Annotated in this window: 17 protein-coding genes, 1 other RNA gene and 1 riboswitch; of the genes, 9 read left to right on the top strand and 9 right to left on the bottom strand. The window is 65.6% G+C overall.

The features are described from left to right. Nucleotides 1-78 precede the first annotated feature (78 nt). The 4 genes from cobU (at nucleotide 79) to FQ746_RS08330 (ending at nucleotide 3,665) form a co-directional block, all read left to right on the top strand. A complete protein-coding gene (gene cobU / locus FQ746_RS08315; protein WP_144108467.1) occupies nucleotides 79-696 on the top strand; it encodes a bifunctional adenosylcobinamide kinase/adenosylcobinamide-phosphate guanylyltransferase in 618 nt (205 codons plus the stop codon). Beyond that, nucleotides 693-1,631, top strand: a complete 939-nt coding sequence (gene cbiB / locus FQ746_RS08320) for an adenosylcobinamide-phosphate synthase CbiB (protein WP_144108468.1) — start codon at nucleotides 693-695, stop codon at nucleotides 1,629-1,631. The genes cobU and cbiB overlap by 4 nt, the downstream gene beginning before the upstream one ends. Beyond that, nucleotides 1,624-2,679, top strand: a complete 1,056-nt coding sequence (gene cobD, locus FQ746_RS08325; protein ID WP_144108469.1) for a threonine-phosphate decarboxylase CobD — start codon at nucleotides 1,624-1,626, stop codon at nucleotides 2,677-2,679. Before cbiB ends, cobD begins: the two co-directional genes overlap by 8 nt. A 74-nt stretch (nucleotides 2,680-2,753) precedes the next feature. After that, nucleotides 2,754-3,665 carry a cobalamin-binding protein gene (locus tag FQ746_RS08330; RefSeq protein ID WP_144108470.1) on the top strand — a complete coding sequence of 304 codons (912 nt, stop codon included), beginning with the start codon at nucleotides 2,754-2,756 and terminating at the stop codon, nucleotides 3,663-3,665. 21 nt (nucleotides 3,666-3,686) lie between these two features. Here the strand turns inward: FQ746_RS08330 and FQ746_RS08335 are convergent, their stop codons facing one another. From FQ746_RS08335 to FQ746_RS08365, 7 genes are all read right to left on the bottom strand, one after another. Further along, nucleotides 3,687-5,099, bottom strand: a complete 1,413-nt coding sequence (locus FQ746_RS08335) for a Fic family protein (RefSeq protein ID WP_222105860.1) — start codon at nucleotides 5,097-5,099, stop codon at nucleotides 3,687-3,689. A 218-nt stretch (nucleotides 5,100-5,317) separates the two neighbouring features. Then, nucleotides 5,318-5,908 (bottom strand): alpha-ribazole phosphatase, encoded by a 591-nt coding sequence (gene cobC / locus FQ746_RS08340; RefSeq protein ID WP_144108471.1) that lies wholly within the window; start codon nucleotides 5,906-5,908, stop codon nucleotides 5,318-5,320. Beyond that, complete coding sequence (locus FQ746_RS08345) at nucleotides 5,893-6,669, bottom strand: adenosylcobinamide-GDP ribazoletransferase (protein WP_144108599.1); 777 nt, start codon at nucleotides 6,667-6,669, stop codon at nucleotides 5,893-5,895. Before FQ746_RS08345 ends, cobC begins: the two co-directional genes overlap by 16 nt. Nucleotides 6,670-6,702: 33 nt before the next feature. Further along, nucleotides 6,703-7,764: a nicotinate-nucleotide--dimethylbenzimidazole phosphoribosyltransferase gene (gene cobT / locus FQ746_RS08350; RefSeq protein WP_144108472.1), complete on the bottom strand. Its 1,062-nt coding sequence runs from the start codon at nucleotides 7,762-7,764 to the stop codon at nucleotides 6,703-6,705. A gap of 41 nt (nucleotides 7,765-7,805) precedes the next feature. Next, nucleotides 7,806-8,633 carry an ABC transporter ATP-binding protein gene (locus FQ746_RS08355; protein WP_144108473.1) on the bottom strand — a complete coding sequence of 276 codons (828 nt, stop codon included), beginning with the start codon at nucleotides 8,631-8,633 and terminating at the stop codon, nucleotides 7,806-7,808. Next, complete coding sequence (locus tag FQ746_RS08360; RefSeq protein ID WP_409932387.1) at nucleotides 8,630-9,670, bottom strand: FecCD family ABC transporter permease; 1,041 nt, start codon at nucleotides 9,668-9,670, stop codon at nucleotides 8,630-8,632. The genes FQ746_RS08355 and FQ746_RS08360 overlap by 4 nt, the downstream gene beginning before the upstream one ends. A 126-nt stretch (nucleotides 9,671-9,796) precedes the next feature. Then, on the bottom strand, nucleotides 9,797-11,689 hold the full coding sequence (locus FQ746_RS08365) for a TonB-dependent receptor plug domain-containing protein (protein ID WP_144108475.1): 1,893 nt from the start codon (nucleotides 11,687-11,689) through the stop codon (nucleotides 9,797-9,799). 94 nt (nucleotides 11,690-11,783) lie between these two features. Beyond that, nucleotides 11,784-12,043, bottom strand: a riboswitch (cobalamin riboswitch). Nucleotides 12,044-12,275: 232 nt separating this feature from the next. Between FQ746_RS08365 and FQ746_RS08370 the strand changes: the two genes are divergently transcribed. The 5 genes from FQ746_RS08370 to FQ746_RS08390 all read left to right on the top strand — a co-directional run bounded on the left by FQ746_RS08370 (nucleotide 12,276) and on the right by FQ746_RS08390 (nucleotide 14,568). After that, nucleotides 12,276-12,641, top strand: coding sequence for an ATPase (locus FQ746_RS08370; RefSeq protein ID WP_144108476.1), 366 nt, complete (start codon nucleotides 12,276-12,278; stop codon nucleotides 12,639-12,641). Next, nucleotides 12,638-12,952 carry a cell division protein ZapA gene (locus tag FQ746_RS08375; protein ID WP_144108477.1) on the top strand — a complete coding sequence of 105 codons (315 nt, stop codon included), beginning with the start codon at nucleotides 12,638-12,640 and terminating at the stop codon, nucleotides 12,950-12,952. The genes FQ746_RS08370 and FQ746_RS08375 overlap by 4 nt, the downstream gene beginning before the upstream one ends. Before the next feature lie 48 nt (nucleotides 12,953-13,000). After that, a non-coding RNA gene (gene ssrS, locus FQ746_RS08380) (6S RNA) lies at nucleotides 13,001-13,182 on the top strand. Nucleotides 13,183-13,276: 94 nt separating this feature from the next. Continuing rightward, nucleotides 13,277-13,747, top strand: a complete 471-nt coding sequence (locus FQ746_RS08385; protein ID WP_144108478.1) for an EVE domain-containing protein — start codon at nucleotides 13,277-13,279, stop codon at nucleotides 13,745-13,747. Between the two features lie 89 nt (nucleotides 13,748-13,836). Beyond that, nucleotides 13,837-14,568, top strand: coding sequence for an SIMPL domain-containing protein (locus FQ746_RS08390; RefSeq protein ID WP_144108479.1), 732 nt, complete (start codon nucleotides 13,837-13,839; stop codon nucleotides 14,566-14,568). A 119-nt stretch (nucleotides 14,569-14,687) separates the two neighbouring features. Here the strand turns inward: FQ746_RS08390 and lgt are convergent, their stop codons facing one another. Continuing rightward, nucleotides 14,688-15,593, bottom strand: a complete 906-nt coding sequence (lgt, locus tag FQ746_RS08395; RefSeq protein ID WP_144108480.1) for a prolipoprotein diacylglyceryl transferase — start codon at nucleotides 15,591-15,593, stop codon at nucleotides 14,688-14,690. A 54-nt stretch (nucleotides 15,594-15,647) separates the two neighbouring features. Continuing rightward, complete coding sequence (locus FQ746_RS08400; RefSeq protein WP_144108481.1) at nucleotides 15,648-16,643, bottom strand: LysR family transcriptional regulator; 996 nt, start codon at nucleotides 16,641-16,643, stop codon at nucleotides 15,648-15,650. Nucleotides 16,644-16,652: the final 9 nt, after the last annotated feature.

Consider the following 16,652-nt stretch of genomic DNA (forward strand, 5'->3'; position numbering starts at 1 on the left):
CGGTCTCGGCGGGGATGGGACGGAACGCGGCATTATCCCATCGTGCCGGGCCGCTCCGTGCGCCGGTACAATCACGCGATGACTTTCCGCGACCTCACCTTCGTACTCGGCGGCGCCCGTTCGGGCAAGAGCCTCTACGCCGAACAACTCGCGAACCGCAGCGGCCTGCCGGTCACCTATATCGCCACCGCGCGCGTCACCGAAGACGCCGAGTTCGCCGAACGCATCGCGCTGCATCGCGAACGGCGTCCCGCCCATTGGCAATTGCACGAAGCGGGCGTCGAACTGGCCGACGTGATTGCGCAACTCGACGCACCTGGGCATTGCCTGCTGATCGACTGTCTGACGCTCTGGCTCGCCAACCTGCTATGTCCCGCCGGGGGCGAAGCGTTGCCCTTGGGCCGCTATCGGGCCTGCCATATCGCGCTCGAAACGGCGCTCGGCAACGCGCGCGGCAAGATCATCGTGGTCAGCAACGAAATTGGCTTGGGCGTGGTGCCGCTGGGCGCGGCCACGCGGCAATACGTCGATGAACTCGGCCGCCTCAATCAGCGCATCGCCGCGTTGAGCACCGCCGCGACGATGATGGTCGCCGGCTTGCCCCTCGCGCTGAAAATCCCCGATCACGCGATTCACGCGATTCACCCGACCCAACCGGCGCAGGCTGCCGGCCCGACCGACGCAGGCCGCCCGTGACGCTCACGCTACCGCTCATCGTGACGCTGGCGACGGCTGGCGTCGCCGTCGACCGCTGGCTCGGCGAGCCGCGCACCGCGCATCCATTGGTGGGTTTCGGCAAGTGGGCGAAGCGGCTCGAAGCGCGCTACAACACCGGCCGTCGCCTGCGCCTCAAAGGCCTGCTCGCCTGGTCGCTGGCGGTCATGCCGCCGGTGCTGGTCGCATGGTGGCTCGTGGACGTGCTGCCGTTCTTCGCGGCCTGCGCCGTGCATGTCGCGTTGCTGTGGTTCGCACTCGGCGCGCGCAGTCTGCACGACCACATCGCGCCCATCGCGCAGGCGCTCGCGCAACGCGATCTGCCCCGCGCACGCGAACTCACGTCGCGAATCGTCTCGCGCGAAACCGCCCATGCGGATGAAACCGCGCTGTCGCGCGCCGCCGTCGAATCCGCCCTGGAAAACGGCAACGATGCGATTTTCGGCGCGCTCTTCTGGTTCGCAATTGCGGGCGGTCCGGGCGCATTGGGCTTTCGTCTCGCGAATACGCTCGACGCCATGTGGGGCTATCGCACGCCGCGCTATCTGCGCTTCGGCTGGGCCGCCGCGCGTCTGGACGACGCGCTCAACTGGATTCCCGCTCGCCTCACTGCCGCGAGCTACGCGCTGCTCGGCGACACTCGCACGGCCTGGCGCTGCTGGCGCGAACAGGCGCCGCGCTGGGACAGCCCGAACGCCGGCCCGGTGATGGCCGCGGGCGCCGGCAGTCTGAACGTCCTGCTAGGCGGTCCGGCGATTTATCACGGTGCGCTCGAACACCGGCCGACACTCGGGTTCGGGCATGCCGCGCAGTCCAGCCATATCACGGCTGCGCTGCTGCTGGTCGAACGGACCATCGTGCTGTGGCTCGCAGTGCTGATCGTGCTGGCTTTGCTGAGTGTGCCGTTTCATGTCTGATCGAATACCGGCGAAGGCGGAGCGTGCAGAGTCTGCCGTCGCGGTCGTGCATGGCGGCAATCTGCACGAAGCGGCGGGACGCTATGGCATCGCGTACGAAGCGTGGCTCGATCTGTCGACGGGGATCAACCCGCACGGTTATCCGGTGCCGCCGGTGCCCGCCGACGCATGGCGCCGTCTGCCCGACGATGGCGATGGCTTCGCCGCCTGCGCGGCACGCTACTACGGCGCGCCGGACGCGGCGCATGTGCTGCCGGTAGCCGGCAGCCAGGCGGCGATCCGCACGCTGCCTTCGTTGTTGCCCGCCGGGCGCGTCGGCATCGCGCCGCTCACTTATAGCGAGTACGCGCCCGCGTTCGAACGCGCGGGCCACGAGACGACGCCGCTCGACGTGTCGATGCAACGTCTTCCCGAGGCGCTCACGCATGTCGTGATCGTGAATCCGAACAATCCGACTGCCGAGCATCTAGGCGCCGCGAAACTCCTGCAATGGCATGCGCAACTGAGCGCGCGCGGCGGCAGCCTGCTGGTGGACGAAGCGTTCGCGGATGCGGCTGTCGATGCGTCCGCCAATGGCTCGCTCGCGGCAAGCGTCGAGCGCGCCGGATTGGTCGTGCTGCGCTCGCCGGGGAAGTTCTTCGGACTTGCCGGCGTACGCGCGGGCTTCGTGCTCGCCGAGCCAGGTTTGCTCGCGGCCTTGCGCGGCATGCTGGGCGCGTGGACCGTCGGCGGTCCAGCGCGTCACGCGGTCACAGCGGCTTTCGCCGACGAGCCGTGGCAACGGCAAACGCGCGCACGGCTCGCCACCGACAGCGCGCGTCTCGTGACGCTGTTGCGGGCACACGGTTTTGCGACCCGCAGCACGGCATTGTTTGCCTGGACGGACGATGCACGCGCCGCCGCGCTACATGAAGCACTGGCGCGCCAGGGTGTATGGACACGGCTGTTCGCCGCGACCGGCAGCGTGCGTTTCGGGCTGCCCGCGCACGCCCACGAATGGACCCGCTTCGAGCAGGCGTTGAGCGAAGCCGTTCGCGCGATCCGGTGACGCGGCGGACGATGGCTTCTACCCGACCTTTTCAATATCTTCGTCGCTCCAGCCCGATGATCCAACTCGCCCGCATGGCTCAGATGGCCCGCCTGGCTCTTACCTTTGCCGGCATCGCGGCCACCTGCTGCGCCCACGCCGCGATCACCGTCACCGACGACACCGGTGCCACCGTGACGCTCGCCGCGCCCCCTCAACGCGTAATCAGCCTCGCGCCGCACGTCACCGAACTGCTGTACGCGGCGGGCGGCGGCGCAAAAATGGTCGGCGCGGTGGCCTACAGCGACTACCCGCCGCAAGCGCAGCAGCTTCCTCGCGTCGGCGACAACAAGGCGCTCGACCTCGAGCGCATCGTCGCGCTAAAACCCGATCTGATCGTCGTCTGGCGGCATGGCAATGCGCAGCGGCAACTCGACCGCCTGCGCGAGTTGCACGTGCCGCTCTACTTCAGCGAGCCGCATCGTCTGGACGATGTCGCCGTGTCGTTGACGCGCCTCGGCCAACTGCTCGGCACATCGGCGGCGGCGGATGCGGCGGCCGCCGCGTACCGCCAGGACATCGCGCAACTGCGCGCGAAGTATGCGAGCCGGGCGCCGGTCGGCGTGTTCTATCAGGTATGGGATCGGCCGCTGATGACGCTCAACGGCGAGCACATGATCAGCGACGTCATCGCGCTGTGCGGCGGTCGCAATGTGTTCGCGACACTGACGCCGCTGGTGCCGACGATCTCGACCGAAGCCGTGCTTGCGGCGAACCCGGAAGCGATCGTCACGGCCGCGCCCGGCGCAACCCGCCCGGACAGCACGCTGCCGCAACTCGGCACATGGCGCGCGTGGGCGAGCCTCACGGCGGTGGCGAACGACAATCTGTTCGCGATCGACGGCGACCTGATCAATCGCCCGGCGCCGCGTATCGCGCAGGGTGCGAAGCAACTCTGCGAGGATCTGGACCTGGCGCGCTCGCGCCGCAAACCGGCTGCGCCATGACGCCAGCGGAAACGCCCGGCTTCAACCCGCCACCCGGTCCGCCCGCTTGAACGGCCAGCGTTCGAACTCGGAAAGCCTGAGCCGATAACGCGCGACATTGCCCAGATGGAGATGATCGAGGTCGGATTGAATCGCGTCGACGAAGGTCGCAAGATCGGCCGGACTCACCAGACTCCTGGCCAGGGTTTCGACCTCGCTGCGCGTGCCGGCCCGCTCGCCGCGCACGACCTCCTGCACCACCTGCATCACCGCGTTGCGGTACTTGAGCCGGAAAGCATCCGGCTCGCCGAGCGACTGGCGAATTGCCAGATAGCGCTGACACGAGCGCTCATACGCCCAGATGAACACGTCGCGCAGCAGATCGACGCGATTCGCTTCGTACACGCCGAGCGTGCCTTCGATATACGCTTTTTCGGGCACGTCGACGAACGACAGCGGACACAGGTTCTCACGCACCAGCGGAATATTGGCGGTGAGCCGGGAGACCCGCTTGTTGACGTCTTCGAACGGCTGCAGATACGGCAAGTGAACCATGCCGAAAAAAGCCTGCTCGAACGGATCGTCGATTTGCGCGGCCTTGTTCAACACCTCTTCGAAACATTCGGCAATCTGCTGCGGCACCGCCAGCGGGAAAAACACCGTGCCGCTGATCTCCACTTCGCGCACGCGCAAACGACCGCTCGCGGTGGGGTCGGACATCAGGTTGTCGGAAAGAATGGCGTGCAGATTCAGCACGGTGAACCGGTTGAAACCCACCTCGTCGGCGCTCTCCACGATCATCTCGATCGCCGCCTTGTGGTTCAGGATCATCTGCGTTTCGTGGGCGTCCTTGCCCTCCGCGATGTGCCCCTGCTCGATCAACCGCACGGTGTCGAGGCGGGAGTAGGTGTTGCCCTCCAGCCGCGACGATGCCCACGACAGATCGATCAGCAACCGGCCCATGATGTCGCGCGCGTACGTGCCGGCAGGACGCGCGTCCGCGCGAGTGCGGCCCCACTCGTGAAGCCGTTCGCGCTGCGCTGCGGAGAGGTAAGCGTCCTGATTCGGCCGGTAGTTTTCCAGAAACGCCCGGTTGTAGCCGACCGGCCGGCGCTCGTGCAGCGGCCGGTTTACGTCGGCGCGCACTTCGAGGCCACCGCTCGACACCGGCACGTAGGCCTCGCCGCCGGTATCGACGGGCAGGTTCGGCGCGGCCGCCGCGGTGGTGTCCGGCACGGCCGCACGGGTATAGACGACGGCCCGGCCGCCACCTCGGGACACGATCCGGCCGGCGGCGAGCAGCGTGTCGAGTCGCCGCTGAAGCGTGCGCCGCGGCATGGGATGACGGCGCTCGGCCAGCGCCGTGGCCAGTGCGCGAATGCTTTGCCCCTCGCCGCTTGCAGCGACGAGTTGCCCAATCAGGTCCAGTTCCCGGTCGATGCCACTGTGGTTCATTCGCGCCACCCCTTTCACTCGAAGTGGCGCGATTAACCCTAATCGCGCCACTTTCCAGAGGAAATTGTGGCACAAATAGCGCTATTCGCGCCACTCATCGCGAAAAAGTGGCGCGAATAGGACCTTTCGACAGAGATAAGACAAAAAAGTGGCGCAATTAGCGAGCCTCGCGCCTAATTGCGCCACTTGTTGACATTCACAACGACGCTGCCGCGCGCCTACGCATTCCACCGCACGAGCGACCACTGCTGTGCCTCGCCCTCCCGGCGCAGCCAGACAATGCCCGTCATATCGAGCGACCAGCGCAGACAGCGTTCCAGCGACACCTCCAGCACCAGCGAGGCGATCGCCCGCATCACGCCCGCGTGCGTCACCACGTACGCCGGCGTCAATTCGCGGGTTTGCGCGAACGCGTCGAACCAGGTCTGAACCCGCTCGACGAATTGCGTGACGCTTTCGCCGCCATGCGCGCGCGCGTGCTTGAAGTCGGCGGCCCAGTCGTCGAGCAGCGTGCGGTCGATCGCGTCCCAGCGCTGCTGTTCCCACGCGCCGAAATCCATTTCCTTCAGACGATCGTCGTGACTGAGCGCGCAGCCGAAATCGTTCGCCAGCGACGCGGCCAGGGCCGAGCAACGGGTCAGCGGGCTCGACATCAGCACGCGTGGCGCGGGCACCTGCAAGGTCGCGAGTTTCACCGCGAGGGTCGCGGAGGACGCCTCGACGTCCTCGGCAAGCGCGACGTCGCTGTGGCCATAGCAAACACCGGTATCGACTGCGACAGCGGGATGACGGATCAGGACGATATCCATGCGAGCCCCACGAGGTAGATGCTCAATTCGAAAATCTGCTGGGCGAAGCCGAGGCAATCGCCGGTATAGCCGCCGATGCGCCGGACGAAATAACGACCCATCGCCACACGCAGCACCACCAGCACGACCAGCACCGTCGCCGCGAAACGCCAGTCCGGCGCGCCGAAGCCATTCGGCCAGCCAAGCCAGGGCAAACCGGAAACCGCAGCCCATACCAACGCCAAACCGCGCAGTCGCTGCGCGACCGGCTTGGCCTTGCCCTCGGCTCGCACGTAATCGAGCGTCGCCAGATAACTGATGGCGCCTACCCGGCTCGCAGCATGCGCGGCGACCATCAACGCGGCGGCCCGCATCGGCGGCAATGCGGCGAGCGTTTGCCATTTCAGCGTCAGCGCGATCACGAGCGCGATGGCGCCGAATGCACCGATGCGCGAATCCTGCATGATCCGAAGCACATTTTCGCGTGTATAGGCGCCACCGAACGCATCGGCGCAATCGGCGAGGCCGTCTTCATGAAACGCGCCTGTGATCAGCAGCGACGCGGCCATCGAGAGCAGCACGGCCACGCTCGCCGGAAATACGTGCAAAGCCGCGAGATACACCAGCGCGCTGACGCCGCCGACCAGCACGCCGACCAGCGGAAAATAGCGCGCCGCCGCATTCAGGTAATGCGGCTCGTAACCGACCCAACGCGGCACCGGCACGCGCGTGAAATAGCCGAGCGCGGTGAAGAAATAGCGCAGTTCCGCCAGCGGATTCACGAGCGACACGCGCCTCGGCGGCGGCTCGACGGATTACGCATCGCGATTGGCGACGCCCGCCGACTCGAAGCTGGCCATCCCGTCGACGAACGCCGCCGCCGCGCGCAACAGTGGCACCGCGAGCGCCGCGCCCGTGCCTTCGCCCAGACGCAGGTCGAGCGACAGCAACGGCTGTGCGCCGAAGTGACCGAGCATGCGCCGGTGTCCCGCCTCGTTCGACGCATGCGCGAACACGCAGTAGTCGCGTACGTTCGGCGCGAGCGCGTCGGCCACCAGCAGCGCCGAACTCGCGATGAAACCGTCGACCAGAATCGTCATCCGCGCTTGTGCGGCGGCGAGGTAGGCGCCGGCCATCATCGCGATTTCGAAGCCGCCGAAGGTGGCCAGCACGTCGAGCGGATCCGTCGAGACCGGGTGATGCGCGAGCGCGGCCGCCAGCACGTCGCGTTTTTTCGCGAGCCCTGCGTCGTCGAGTCCGGTGCCGCGGCCGACGCATTCCGCGATCGGCACGCCGCACAAGCGGCTCATCAGACACGCCGCCGCCGAGGTGTTGGCAATGCCCATCTCGCCGAAGCCGATCACGTTCGTGCCGAGCGCCGCGTGATGCTGCACGCGGGCCGCGCCGGCACGCATCGCGGCGAGCGCCTGCTCGCGGGTCATCGCGTCTTCGTGCGCGAAGTTGCGCGTGCCGGCGGCGACCGGAATATCGACGAGACCCGCCGTCGACGGCAACGGTGTCGCCACGCCCGCGTTCACGACTTCGAGTTCGATGCCGGCAACGCGGCTCAGCGCATTGATCGCCGCGCCGCCGGCGAGGAAGTTGGCGACCATCTGCACGGTCACGGCCTGCGGATACGGGCTCACGCCTTCGTGCGCGATGCCGTGATCGCCGGCGAACACGATCATTGCCGGACGCTGCACCGTGGGACGCGTGCTGCGCTGGATCAGGCCCATTTGCAGCGCGAGCGTTTCGAGCCGCCCGAGACTGCCGGGCGGCTTGGTCTTGGTATCGATGATGTGTTGCAGTTCGGCGCGTAACGTCTGGTCGAGCGCTTCGACTTCGGGCAGGCCCGACACGGATGGCGATGAGGTCATGAAGAGCTTTGAGAAAGAGAAAAGTTTTCTGGCCGGCGCGTCTAGTGCGGCGGGTTACCGGCAGCTCCGCGCGGCGCGGGAATCAGCGCCTCGTGGTCGCCGTCGCGAATCAGGATCAGCGGATAACCGAACGCACGGCTGGTCAGCGCCGGTGTGAGCACGTCGCGCACGGTGCCCGCGTGAGCGCCGCCCGCGCCGTCGAGCAGCAAGGCATGCGTGGCGAACCGCCGCGCGAGATTCAGATCGTGGCACGAGAACAGCACGGTACGTCCGGCTTCACGCACCCACTCGGCGAGCACGTCGAGGCAGTCGATCTGATGATGCAGATCCAGGTGCGACAAAGGTTCGTCGAGCAGCAACAACGGCGCGGCCTGACACAGCACCGCCGCGAGCGCCACACGCTGACGCTCGCCGCCCGACAGCGACAACACGTCGCGCGCGGCGAAATCCGCAAGACCCAGACGCTCGAGCGCGGCACCTGCGGCCGCGCGATCCGCGTCGCTTTCCCAACCCCAACCGTTCAGGTGCGGAAAGCGGTTGAGCGTAACGATGTCGAGCACGCTGGCGCTGAACGCGTCCGGCGCGCTTTGCGGCATCGACGCGCGGCGCTGGGCGAGCGGCAAAGGCGACCAGTCGGCCAGCGCCACGCCGTCGATCTCGACGCGGCCCGCGAACGGTTTCGACAGACCTGCCAGCGTGTCGAGCAGCGTAGTCTTGCCCGCGCCGTTCGGACCGGCAACACACCACATCTCGCCGGCCTGGAAATGCTGCGTGAAGCCGTCGAGCAAGGTGCGCGTGCCGGCCCGCAAGGTCAACTGTTCGACGCTGAGCGCGGCGTGAGAAACGTGTGGGCTATCGGGAGCGGTCATCGGCGGGTGCGCAACAGCATCCAGAGGAACACCGGGACGCCGACGATCGACGTGATCACCCCGACCGGCAACTGCGCGGGCGCGACGACCGTGCGCGCGATCAGGTCCGCGCCCATCACCGCGACGCCGCCGCCGAGCGCGGCCGCGGGCAGCAACATCCGCTGATCGTTGCCGAACGCGAGCCGCAGCATGTGCGGCACGACCAGTCCGACGAAGCCGATGGTCCCGGCCGTCGTCACCGCCGCCGCAGCCGCCAGCGACGCCACCAGATACACCCGCAGACGCAACGACATCACCGCCACGCCCAACGCCTGCGCGGCGGCGTCGCCTCGCAGCAGCACATTCAGACGCGGTGCGGCCGGCACGATCGTGACCAGCACCACCGCGAGCGCCGCGAGCGCGACCCATGGCATCGCGGCGCCGCTCAGATCGCCGGTCAGCCAGAACAGCATGCCGCGCAGACGGTCGTCGGGCGCCAGATTCAACAGCAAGGTGATGAACGCGCCCCAACCCGCCGCGATGACCGCGCCGGTGAGCAGCAGGCGCGGTGAGCTGTCCTGCGGCACGCCGCGCCACAGTTCGCGGCGCGCGAGGCCGAGCACCAGCAGGATCGACACGAACGCACCCGCGAATGCGCCGGCATCCACCAGCCACCACGCGCAGCCGCCGATCATCGCGAGCAGCGCGAAGCTCGCGGCGCCGCCGGAGACCCCGAGCACATAAGGTTCGGCTAGCGGATTACGCAGCAGCACCTGCAGCAACGCGCCGGCGACGGCGAGCAACGCGCCGCAAGCAAACCCGGCGAGTGCGCGCGGCAGACGCAACGTGCGCACGATCTCGCCGGCAAGCTCGTTCGACGCGTGCGGCGCGGTTTGCGAGGACGTGTTCATCCCGGTTGGCATCGACGTGGGAATGAGCGCGCCCAGCACGCGTGCGGGCGTGAGCGGCACGCTGCCCAACGCGAGCGACGCCACCAGCACGGCCAGCGCGAGCGCGCCTAGCACGAGCCAGATGGACGCGGCGCGGCGCGCGGTCATCATGCGTGGCGCACCGCTGCTGCGAGGCTCGCTGACGACGTTAACGCCGGCAGCATGCCTGGCGCGGGAGGGCGACGGGTTCGAGGGACGCGTCATCCCGGCCACCGCGCCCGGCCCGCCGCGACGTCACTGCTGCTGCCAGCCGACGGTGACATACGCCCCGCGTCGCGGCGAGTTATACGAGTAGGCCGTCTCATAGTCCTTGTTCAACAGATTCTGGATTTGCGCGGCCACGTACCATGCCCTGGTGATGTTGTAGCGGGCCGACAGATTCACCACGCTGTAGCCGCCCAGTTTGCCGCTGCTGTCTTCGCTCGCGCCGCTGACGATCCACTCGCCGCCCACGCGCCAGCCGGCCAGGTTGCGATTCACGCTCAGCGTGCCGAAGCGCCGCGCGCGTCGCACGAGGTCGGTGTCGCTATCGAGGTCGACGGGATTCTGCAATGTCAACGACGCGCGCACGTCGGTCTTGCCCACGTGTCCACTCCACGAGCCTTCCAGACCTTGCACCTTGGCATGCCCGACGTTCTCCGCCAGATAGATGCCGGGCGACGCCTGCGCATAGTCGATCAGGTTCGAGTAGCGGGTCTGGAACGCGCTCACGCGCAGCACGCCCAGCGCATTCGACGCGTATTGCAAGGCGGCTTCGATCGAATGACTGCGCTCCGGCTGGATCGACGCATTGCCGCTGTACGGATAGTACAGATCGTCGAAGCTCGGCGCGCGAAACGCGTCGGAGTAGCTTGCAGTCGCCTTCCAGTGCGAGGTGATGTCGAAACCGTAGCCGAGATAGTAGCTGTTCGCGCCGCCGAAATCGGAATACTGGTCGTGCCGCACGTTCGCCTGAAACTGGTTGCGGCCGAACCGGCCGGTGTAGCCGGCGAAGCCCGAATCCACGTGACGCTCGGGTGCGCCGAACGTGTCGGAGTCGAGACTTTGATCTAGATGCTCGTAGCCGACCTGCAGTTTCTGCTGCGCGGCCAGCGCGAAATCGTTCTGCCAGGTGTACTGCCGGTTGTCCGTGTCGAAACGGCCGTTATAGAGACCATTGGTGCTGGACACGCTGCGGTCGTCACCTTCGGCAACGATGAAGTGCGTGGTCCACCAGTCGGTCAGCTTGCCGTTCGCGAATGCCGAGAGCTGCCGCACCTTGCTATACAGATTGTTCAGATCGGTCGGCACGCCGTACGCATTGTCGTAACTGTCGTTGCCGTTCGATTGCAGATACGTGACGCCCGCATCCCACCGGTCGTTGAACTTGTGGCGCAGCGACGCCGAGATGCTCTCGTTCAGATAGCCGTTCGCATTCGGGTTCGCGAGCGGCGCCTCGCGCGGATTGACCGACGAAAAACCGTCGTCCTTCGAGCGCGCGAGCGAAACGCTGAAGGTCGTGTTGCCGTCCTTGTCGAGCGCACCGTTCAAGCCCATCTGCTGCGTCTGCGTGTGATAGCTGCCGTAGCCCACCGAGAAATCGAAACGCGGCGGATGGTCGCCGCCGTCTTTCGTGAAGACCTGCACCACGCCGCCGATCGCACCCGAGCCGTACAGCGCCGAGACGTTGCCGTTCACGACTTCGACGTGATCGATCTGGTCGAGCGGCAACTGCGCAATCTGCGCATTGCCGAGGCTCACCGAATCGACGCGCACGCCGTCGATCAACACGAGCGATTGGGTCGACGATGCGCCGCGCAAGGACAGACTCGCGGTCGAACCCGGCCCGCCGGTGCGCGAAATCTGCGCGCCGGGTGCGAATTGCAGCAAGCCGGGCAAATCGGTCGCGGTGGTGTCGGCAATGTCCTGCTGATCGAACAGCGTGGTTTGCGGAATGGTGTCGGCAAGCTCTTGGGGAGCGCGATTTGCGGTGACGACGATCGGAGTCAACGCGTTGCTCGATGCGACTGGCGACGGTGTCGATGCGGCCGGATCGGACGCCGGCGAAGGCGCAACGGTTTGCGCATGCACGACGAGCGGCAGACCCGCGAAGGCGACCAGCGTCGCGCGGGCGATAGGGAACAGCATGGGTTGAACGTCCTGTGGATAGCGTGCGCGGCCCGCTTCCCCGCAGGCCGATGCGTAACGAAGCGCAAGCGCGTGACAGTGCCCGTGCCACGGCGAATGCGCTTCTCCCTCTGGCCGGTATCCGGGCTGGCGACACATCGATCCCGCCTTCCCACGCATGAAGCGCAGTGGCATCTCACCGGTTAGTTCGAACACGAACATCGGAATGGGACCGACCTGCATGACGAATGCGGTCGCTTACCGTTGCGGGGGCAGCGCAGGTTGGCACGCTCTGGCGAGCGACGCGCCCTGCTTCCCGTTTAACTGCGCGCATCGTCGACAATACGCGCGGGCACCAAAGTGCGCCCAGTTTAGGAGCGGTGCCCGGGAGCGTCAAGAAAGACGAAAATGAATGAGCCGTGCTTCGTATCCCGACGACGTAGACCGATTCGACCAGAGCATTGTCCGATGCCCGGAGACGATCCGATCTTGCATTGGAACACTGCAAAGCCCGTCGAAAACCGGGTTGTTACGTCTCGAAACGAGACAATTATCGGAACCTGTGACATTTGGCGCTAAAATGCCAGGTCTTTAGAGGACGCAGCAGATGCTCACCGAACTCGAAACACTTTCACAGAATATCGGCAAGCTGATTGCGATCAGCCAACGCCACAACGAAGCGCGTGTCGCGCTCGAAGAGCAACTCGCCCACTCACGTGCCGAGGCCGAAGCCACGCGCACGGAACTGGCGATGCTGCGCGAAGAACGCGATGCGCTGCAGGCCGAACGCGATGCGTTATCCGCGAAAATCGACGATGCCCAGGTGCGGCTGAATGCGATTCTCGAAAAACTGCCGCGCGCTCGCGCGAGCAGCGAGCCGACGAGTCAGGTCGATCAACTCGATCTGCTCGAACCCGCTCAGCAGGAAGTCGAAGCCGGCAGCGACGCGACCCGCCACGGAGAAAACGCATGACCACCAAGCAGATCGAAGTATCGATTCTCGGCGTGCCCTATCGTCTCGCCTGTTCGGCCGAAACAGAAGGCGCGCTACTCGAAGCCGTGGCGCGTGTCGACGCCGAAATGTCGAAGATTCGCAATAACAGTAACGTGCGCGGCACGGATCGTATTGCAGTCATGGCGGCGCTGTCGCTGGCATCGGAACTGCTTAAGCTGCAATCGAGCGTACGGCATGGAGAAGCATTTCCCGCCGAGGAAATCCGGCGTACAATGCACCAGATGAACGAACAACTGGGTACGGTCATTCAGCAATACAGCATGCAGTAAGTTCTCCGGCAGTACCCACGCATCAACGGTTTTAGCATCATCGGTTTAGCTTCCCTGCCTGGTTCGCCAAGGTCGTATATTCCTTGAACCAATGCCATGTGCACGGTTGCGGAAATTTGTAGCACGGGTGTGCGCGTCACTCTGTCTGATGTACCCGAAGTGCTGCTAACTGCGACCAATTCTGAACCCCCGGTTCAGGATGCCGGCCTAGCGGCTAAGGCGGGGACCTTATTCAAAACGGCATCGGACCTTGGGTTCGATGCCGTTTTTCTTTGTGCCTCGGTTTTGCATTCCGCTGTTCAACCTCAACGTTCATTCCGATTCATGCGCTACTGGCTAATGAAGTCCGAACCGGACGAAGCAAGCATCGACCACCTCGCTCACGCTCCGAAGCACACGCTGCCCTGGACTGGCGTGCGCAACTATCAGGCGCGCAACTTCATGCGCGACATGATGCAGGTCGGCGACGGCGTGCTCTTCTATCACTCGAGTTGCCCCGAACCCGGCATCGCCGGGCTTGCGGAAGTTTCTTCGACCGCCTATCCGGACCCGACCCAGTTCGATAAGAAAAGTCCGTACTTCGATCCGAAATCGACGCCGGAAACACCGCGCTGGCTACTTGTCGATGTCGTCTTCAAGAAGAAGATTCCGCTGATTCCACTCGCCGCATTAAGGGAACACGAAGCGTTGCAGGACATGCGCGTGCTCGCCAAAGGCAACCGGCTTTCCATCACGCCGGTTACCGAAGCCGAATGGCGCTTCATCGTCGATACGCTCGTCGGACGCAAACGTTAAACGTGGGAACCAAGCTCAGGTTACAAGCGCCTAACGGACTCCCAAATGGTCCCCAACCGGGACCTCTCTTCGAAGCAAGGAGTCCGAGAATGACAAAAACCACCGCACGTGCCCTCGCATTCGCTCTCGCCTGCGCCGCGCCTGTCACGCTCGCGTTGAGCCCGTCGATGGCGCGCGCGCAAAGCGTCGCCCCGTATCAGCCCGCCGGCGTGCTGTCGTTGAATGCGCAGGCGAGCGCGGAAGTCCCGCAAGACGTCGTCGATATCACGCTGTTCTACGAGCAGGAAGCCAGCGACCCCGCCGTGCTGACGTCGACGCTGAATCAGCGTGCCGACGCCGCGCTGCAAAAAGCCAAAGGCGTAAGCGGCGTCACCGCGCGCACCGGTTCATTCTCGATCTATCCGTCCACCGATCGCGACGGTCGCATCTCCGCATGGCGCGGCCGCACGGAGATCGTGCTCGAATCGCACGATTTCACCGCGGCGTCGAAGCTCGCCGGTCAGGTGGCTGCCATCATGCAGGTGAGCAACGTGCAATTCTCGCTGTCGCCCGAAGCACAGCGCGCCGCCGAGCAGAAACTCACGGGCGAAGCCATCCGCTCGTTCCGCGACCAGGCTGCTTCGTCGGCGCAGGCATTCGGCTACAGCGGCTATTCGATTCGCGAGGTGAATGTCGGACACAACGGCGCCATGCCGCGCCCGATGATGATGATGAGCGCACGCGCCATGGGCGCCGACGCCAAGGTCGCGGCGCCCGTGCCGATCGAAGGCGGCACGTCCACGGTGACGGTCAACGTGTCGGGTTCGGTGCAGATGAAGTGAGGCTTCGCCGATCGCGCTAGAACGCGCGGTCTTCGAGTGTTTCGTTCGAGTCTGCAGAATGTAAAACGCCACGGCATGCCGTGGCGTTTTACATGGTCCGCACGAAAGCGCCCAACGGGTCAGCTCGCGCCGACCGCCTGCGCAGGATGCCGGCGCGCACGTCGATACGCCCACACCAGCAAGCCGATCCCCACGAGGATCATCGGCAGCGAAAGCCACTGGCCCATCGAGAGCCCCATGGCCAGCAGGCCGAGATAGTCGTCGGGCTCGCGGGCGAATTCCACCGTGAAGCGCGCGAGGCCGTAACCGATCAGGAACATCGCGGAGATCGCGCCCATCGGCTTGGGTTTGCGCGAGAAGAAGAACAGCAGGAAGAACAGCGCCACCCCTTCCAGCGCAATTTCATACAACTCCGACGGATGCCGCGGCAGCATGTGATATTGCGCGAACACCTCGTTCAGATGCCACTGCGCGGCCAGTTGCGGATGCGTGCCGAGCCACGCGGCATCGTCCGGCGCGGCGCCGGGAAACATCATCGCCCACGGCGCCGACGGATCGGTCACGCGCCCCCACAACTCACCGTTGATGAAGTTGCCGAGGCGCCCCGCGGCGAGGCCGGTGGGCACCATCGGCGCGACGAAATCGGTGACCTGCAGCCACGATCGCTTGCGCTGCCAGGCGAACAGCACCATGGCCAGCGTCACGCCGAGAAAGCCGCCGTGAAACGACATGCCGCCTTCCCACACCTTGAAAATGTCCAGCGGATGCGCGAGATAGAAGCTCGCCTTGTAAAACACCACGTAGCCGATGCGGCCGCCGAGAATGGTGCCGAGCACGCCGTAGAACAGCATGTCGTCGATGTCCTTCGCGGTCCAGCCTTGAGCGGCCACGTAGGGCAAACGCAGCCGCAAGCGTCCCACCACGATCGCCGCAATGAACGCGACGAGGTACATCAGTCCGTACCAGCGCACGGCGAGCGGCCCCAGATGAATGGCAATGGGGTCGAAATTCGGGTGAATGAGCATCGTCTTGTTATGGGCAGTTCAGGTTCAGAAGCGGAATAACGGTCAGTACGGTTGCTACGGATCGAAAGGTGGCTCAGCGCTCGCCAGGTCAAACGCGTCAGCCGCGGCATGCTGCCGCACGATTTCGATGAATCCGGCCAGCACTGGTCCAACATCGTTCGTGCGCCAGACCAGACCGGTTTCGATCGCCGGCACGGACTCGCGAAGCGGCCGGTAGACGACGCCGGTACGCCGCAGATTACGCAACGATTGCGGCACTAGTGCGACGCCCATGCCGGCCGAGACGAGGCTGACGATGGTCTGCATCTGGATCGCTTCCTGACCGACCCGGGGCACGAGACCCGCCACGCCGTAGCAATCCATAATGATGTCATAAAAGCCCGGCGCCAGACGTCTCGGGAAGATCACGAGCGGTTCGCGGGCGAGTTCGCACAGGCTGACCGGCGTGTCCAGCCACTCGGATCGAGGGTCGGCGTCATCGCCATTCGGGTTCGCGAGGCGCGCCGAGGTTTGCGTGGACATTGCAATGACCAGCGGCTCGCGAGCAATAGGCAACCACGATAGCTGCGCCGCGTGACGCAGCGGCAGCGGTGCAATCGCGAGGCCTGCGTCGATGCGCCCGGCGATCAGTTCATCCACTTGCCGGTCACTGGTGGCTTCGGTCAGTTCGAGCCGCACACGAGGATGACGCGCGCCGAAATCGCGCAACAGCAGCGGCAGCAGACCGTAATCCGCAGTGGAAACGAACGCCAGCGACAGCACCCCGACTTCGCCGCGCGCGAGGCTCTGCGCGAGCGGGCGCAAACCCTCGGCGCTTGCCAGCAGACGGTGCACTTCGGGCAGCAGGTCGGCGCCCACCGCGGTGAGTTCGACCGAGCGCTTGGTGCGCGCGAACAACTCCACACCGAGCGTCTGCTCCAGCGCGCGGATGGCCTGCGACAAGGGCGGCTGCGTCATCGCCAGGCGCGCGGCCGCGCGGCCGAAGTGCTTTTCTTCGGCGACGGTCGCGAAATAGCGCAACTGGCGCAGGTCGGGAATGGCAGGCAGCATGATTAATAC

The organism is Paraburkholderia sp. BCC1886 (assembly GCF_900996245.1).
GTDB lineage: Bacteria > Pseudomonadota > Gammaproteobacteria > Burkholderiales > Burkholderiaceae > Paraburkholderia.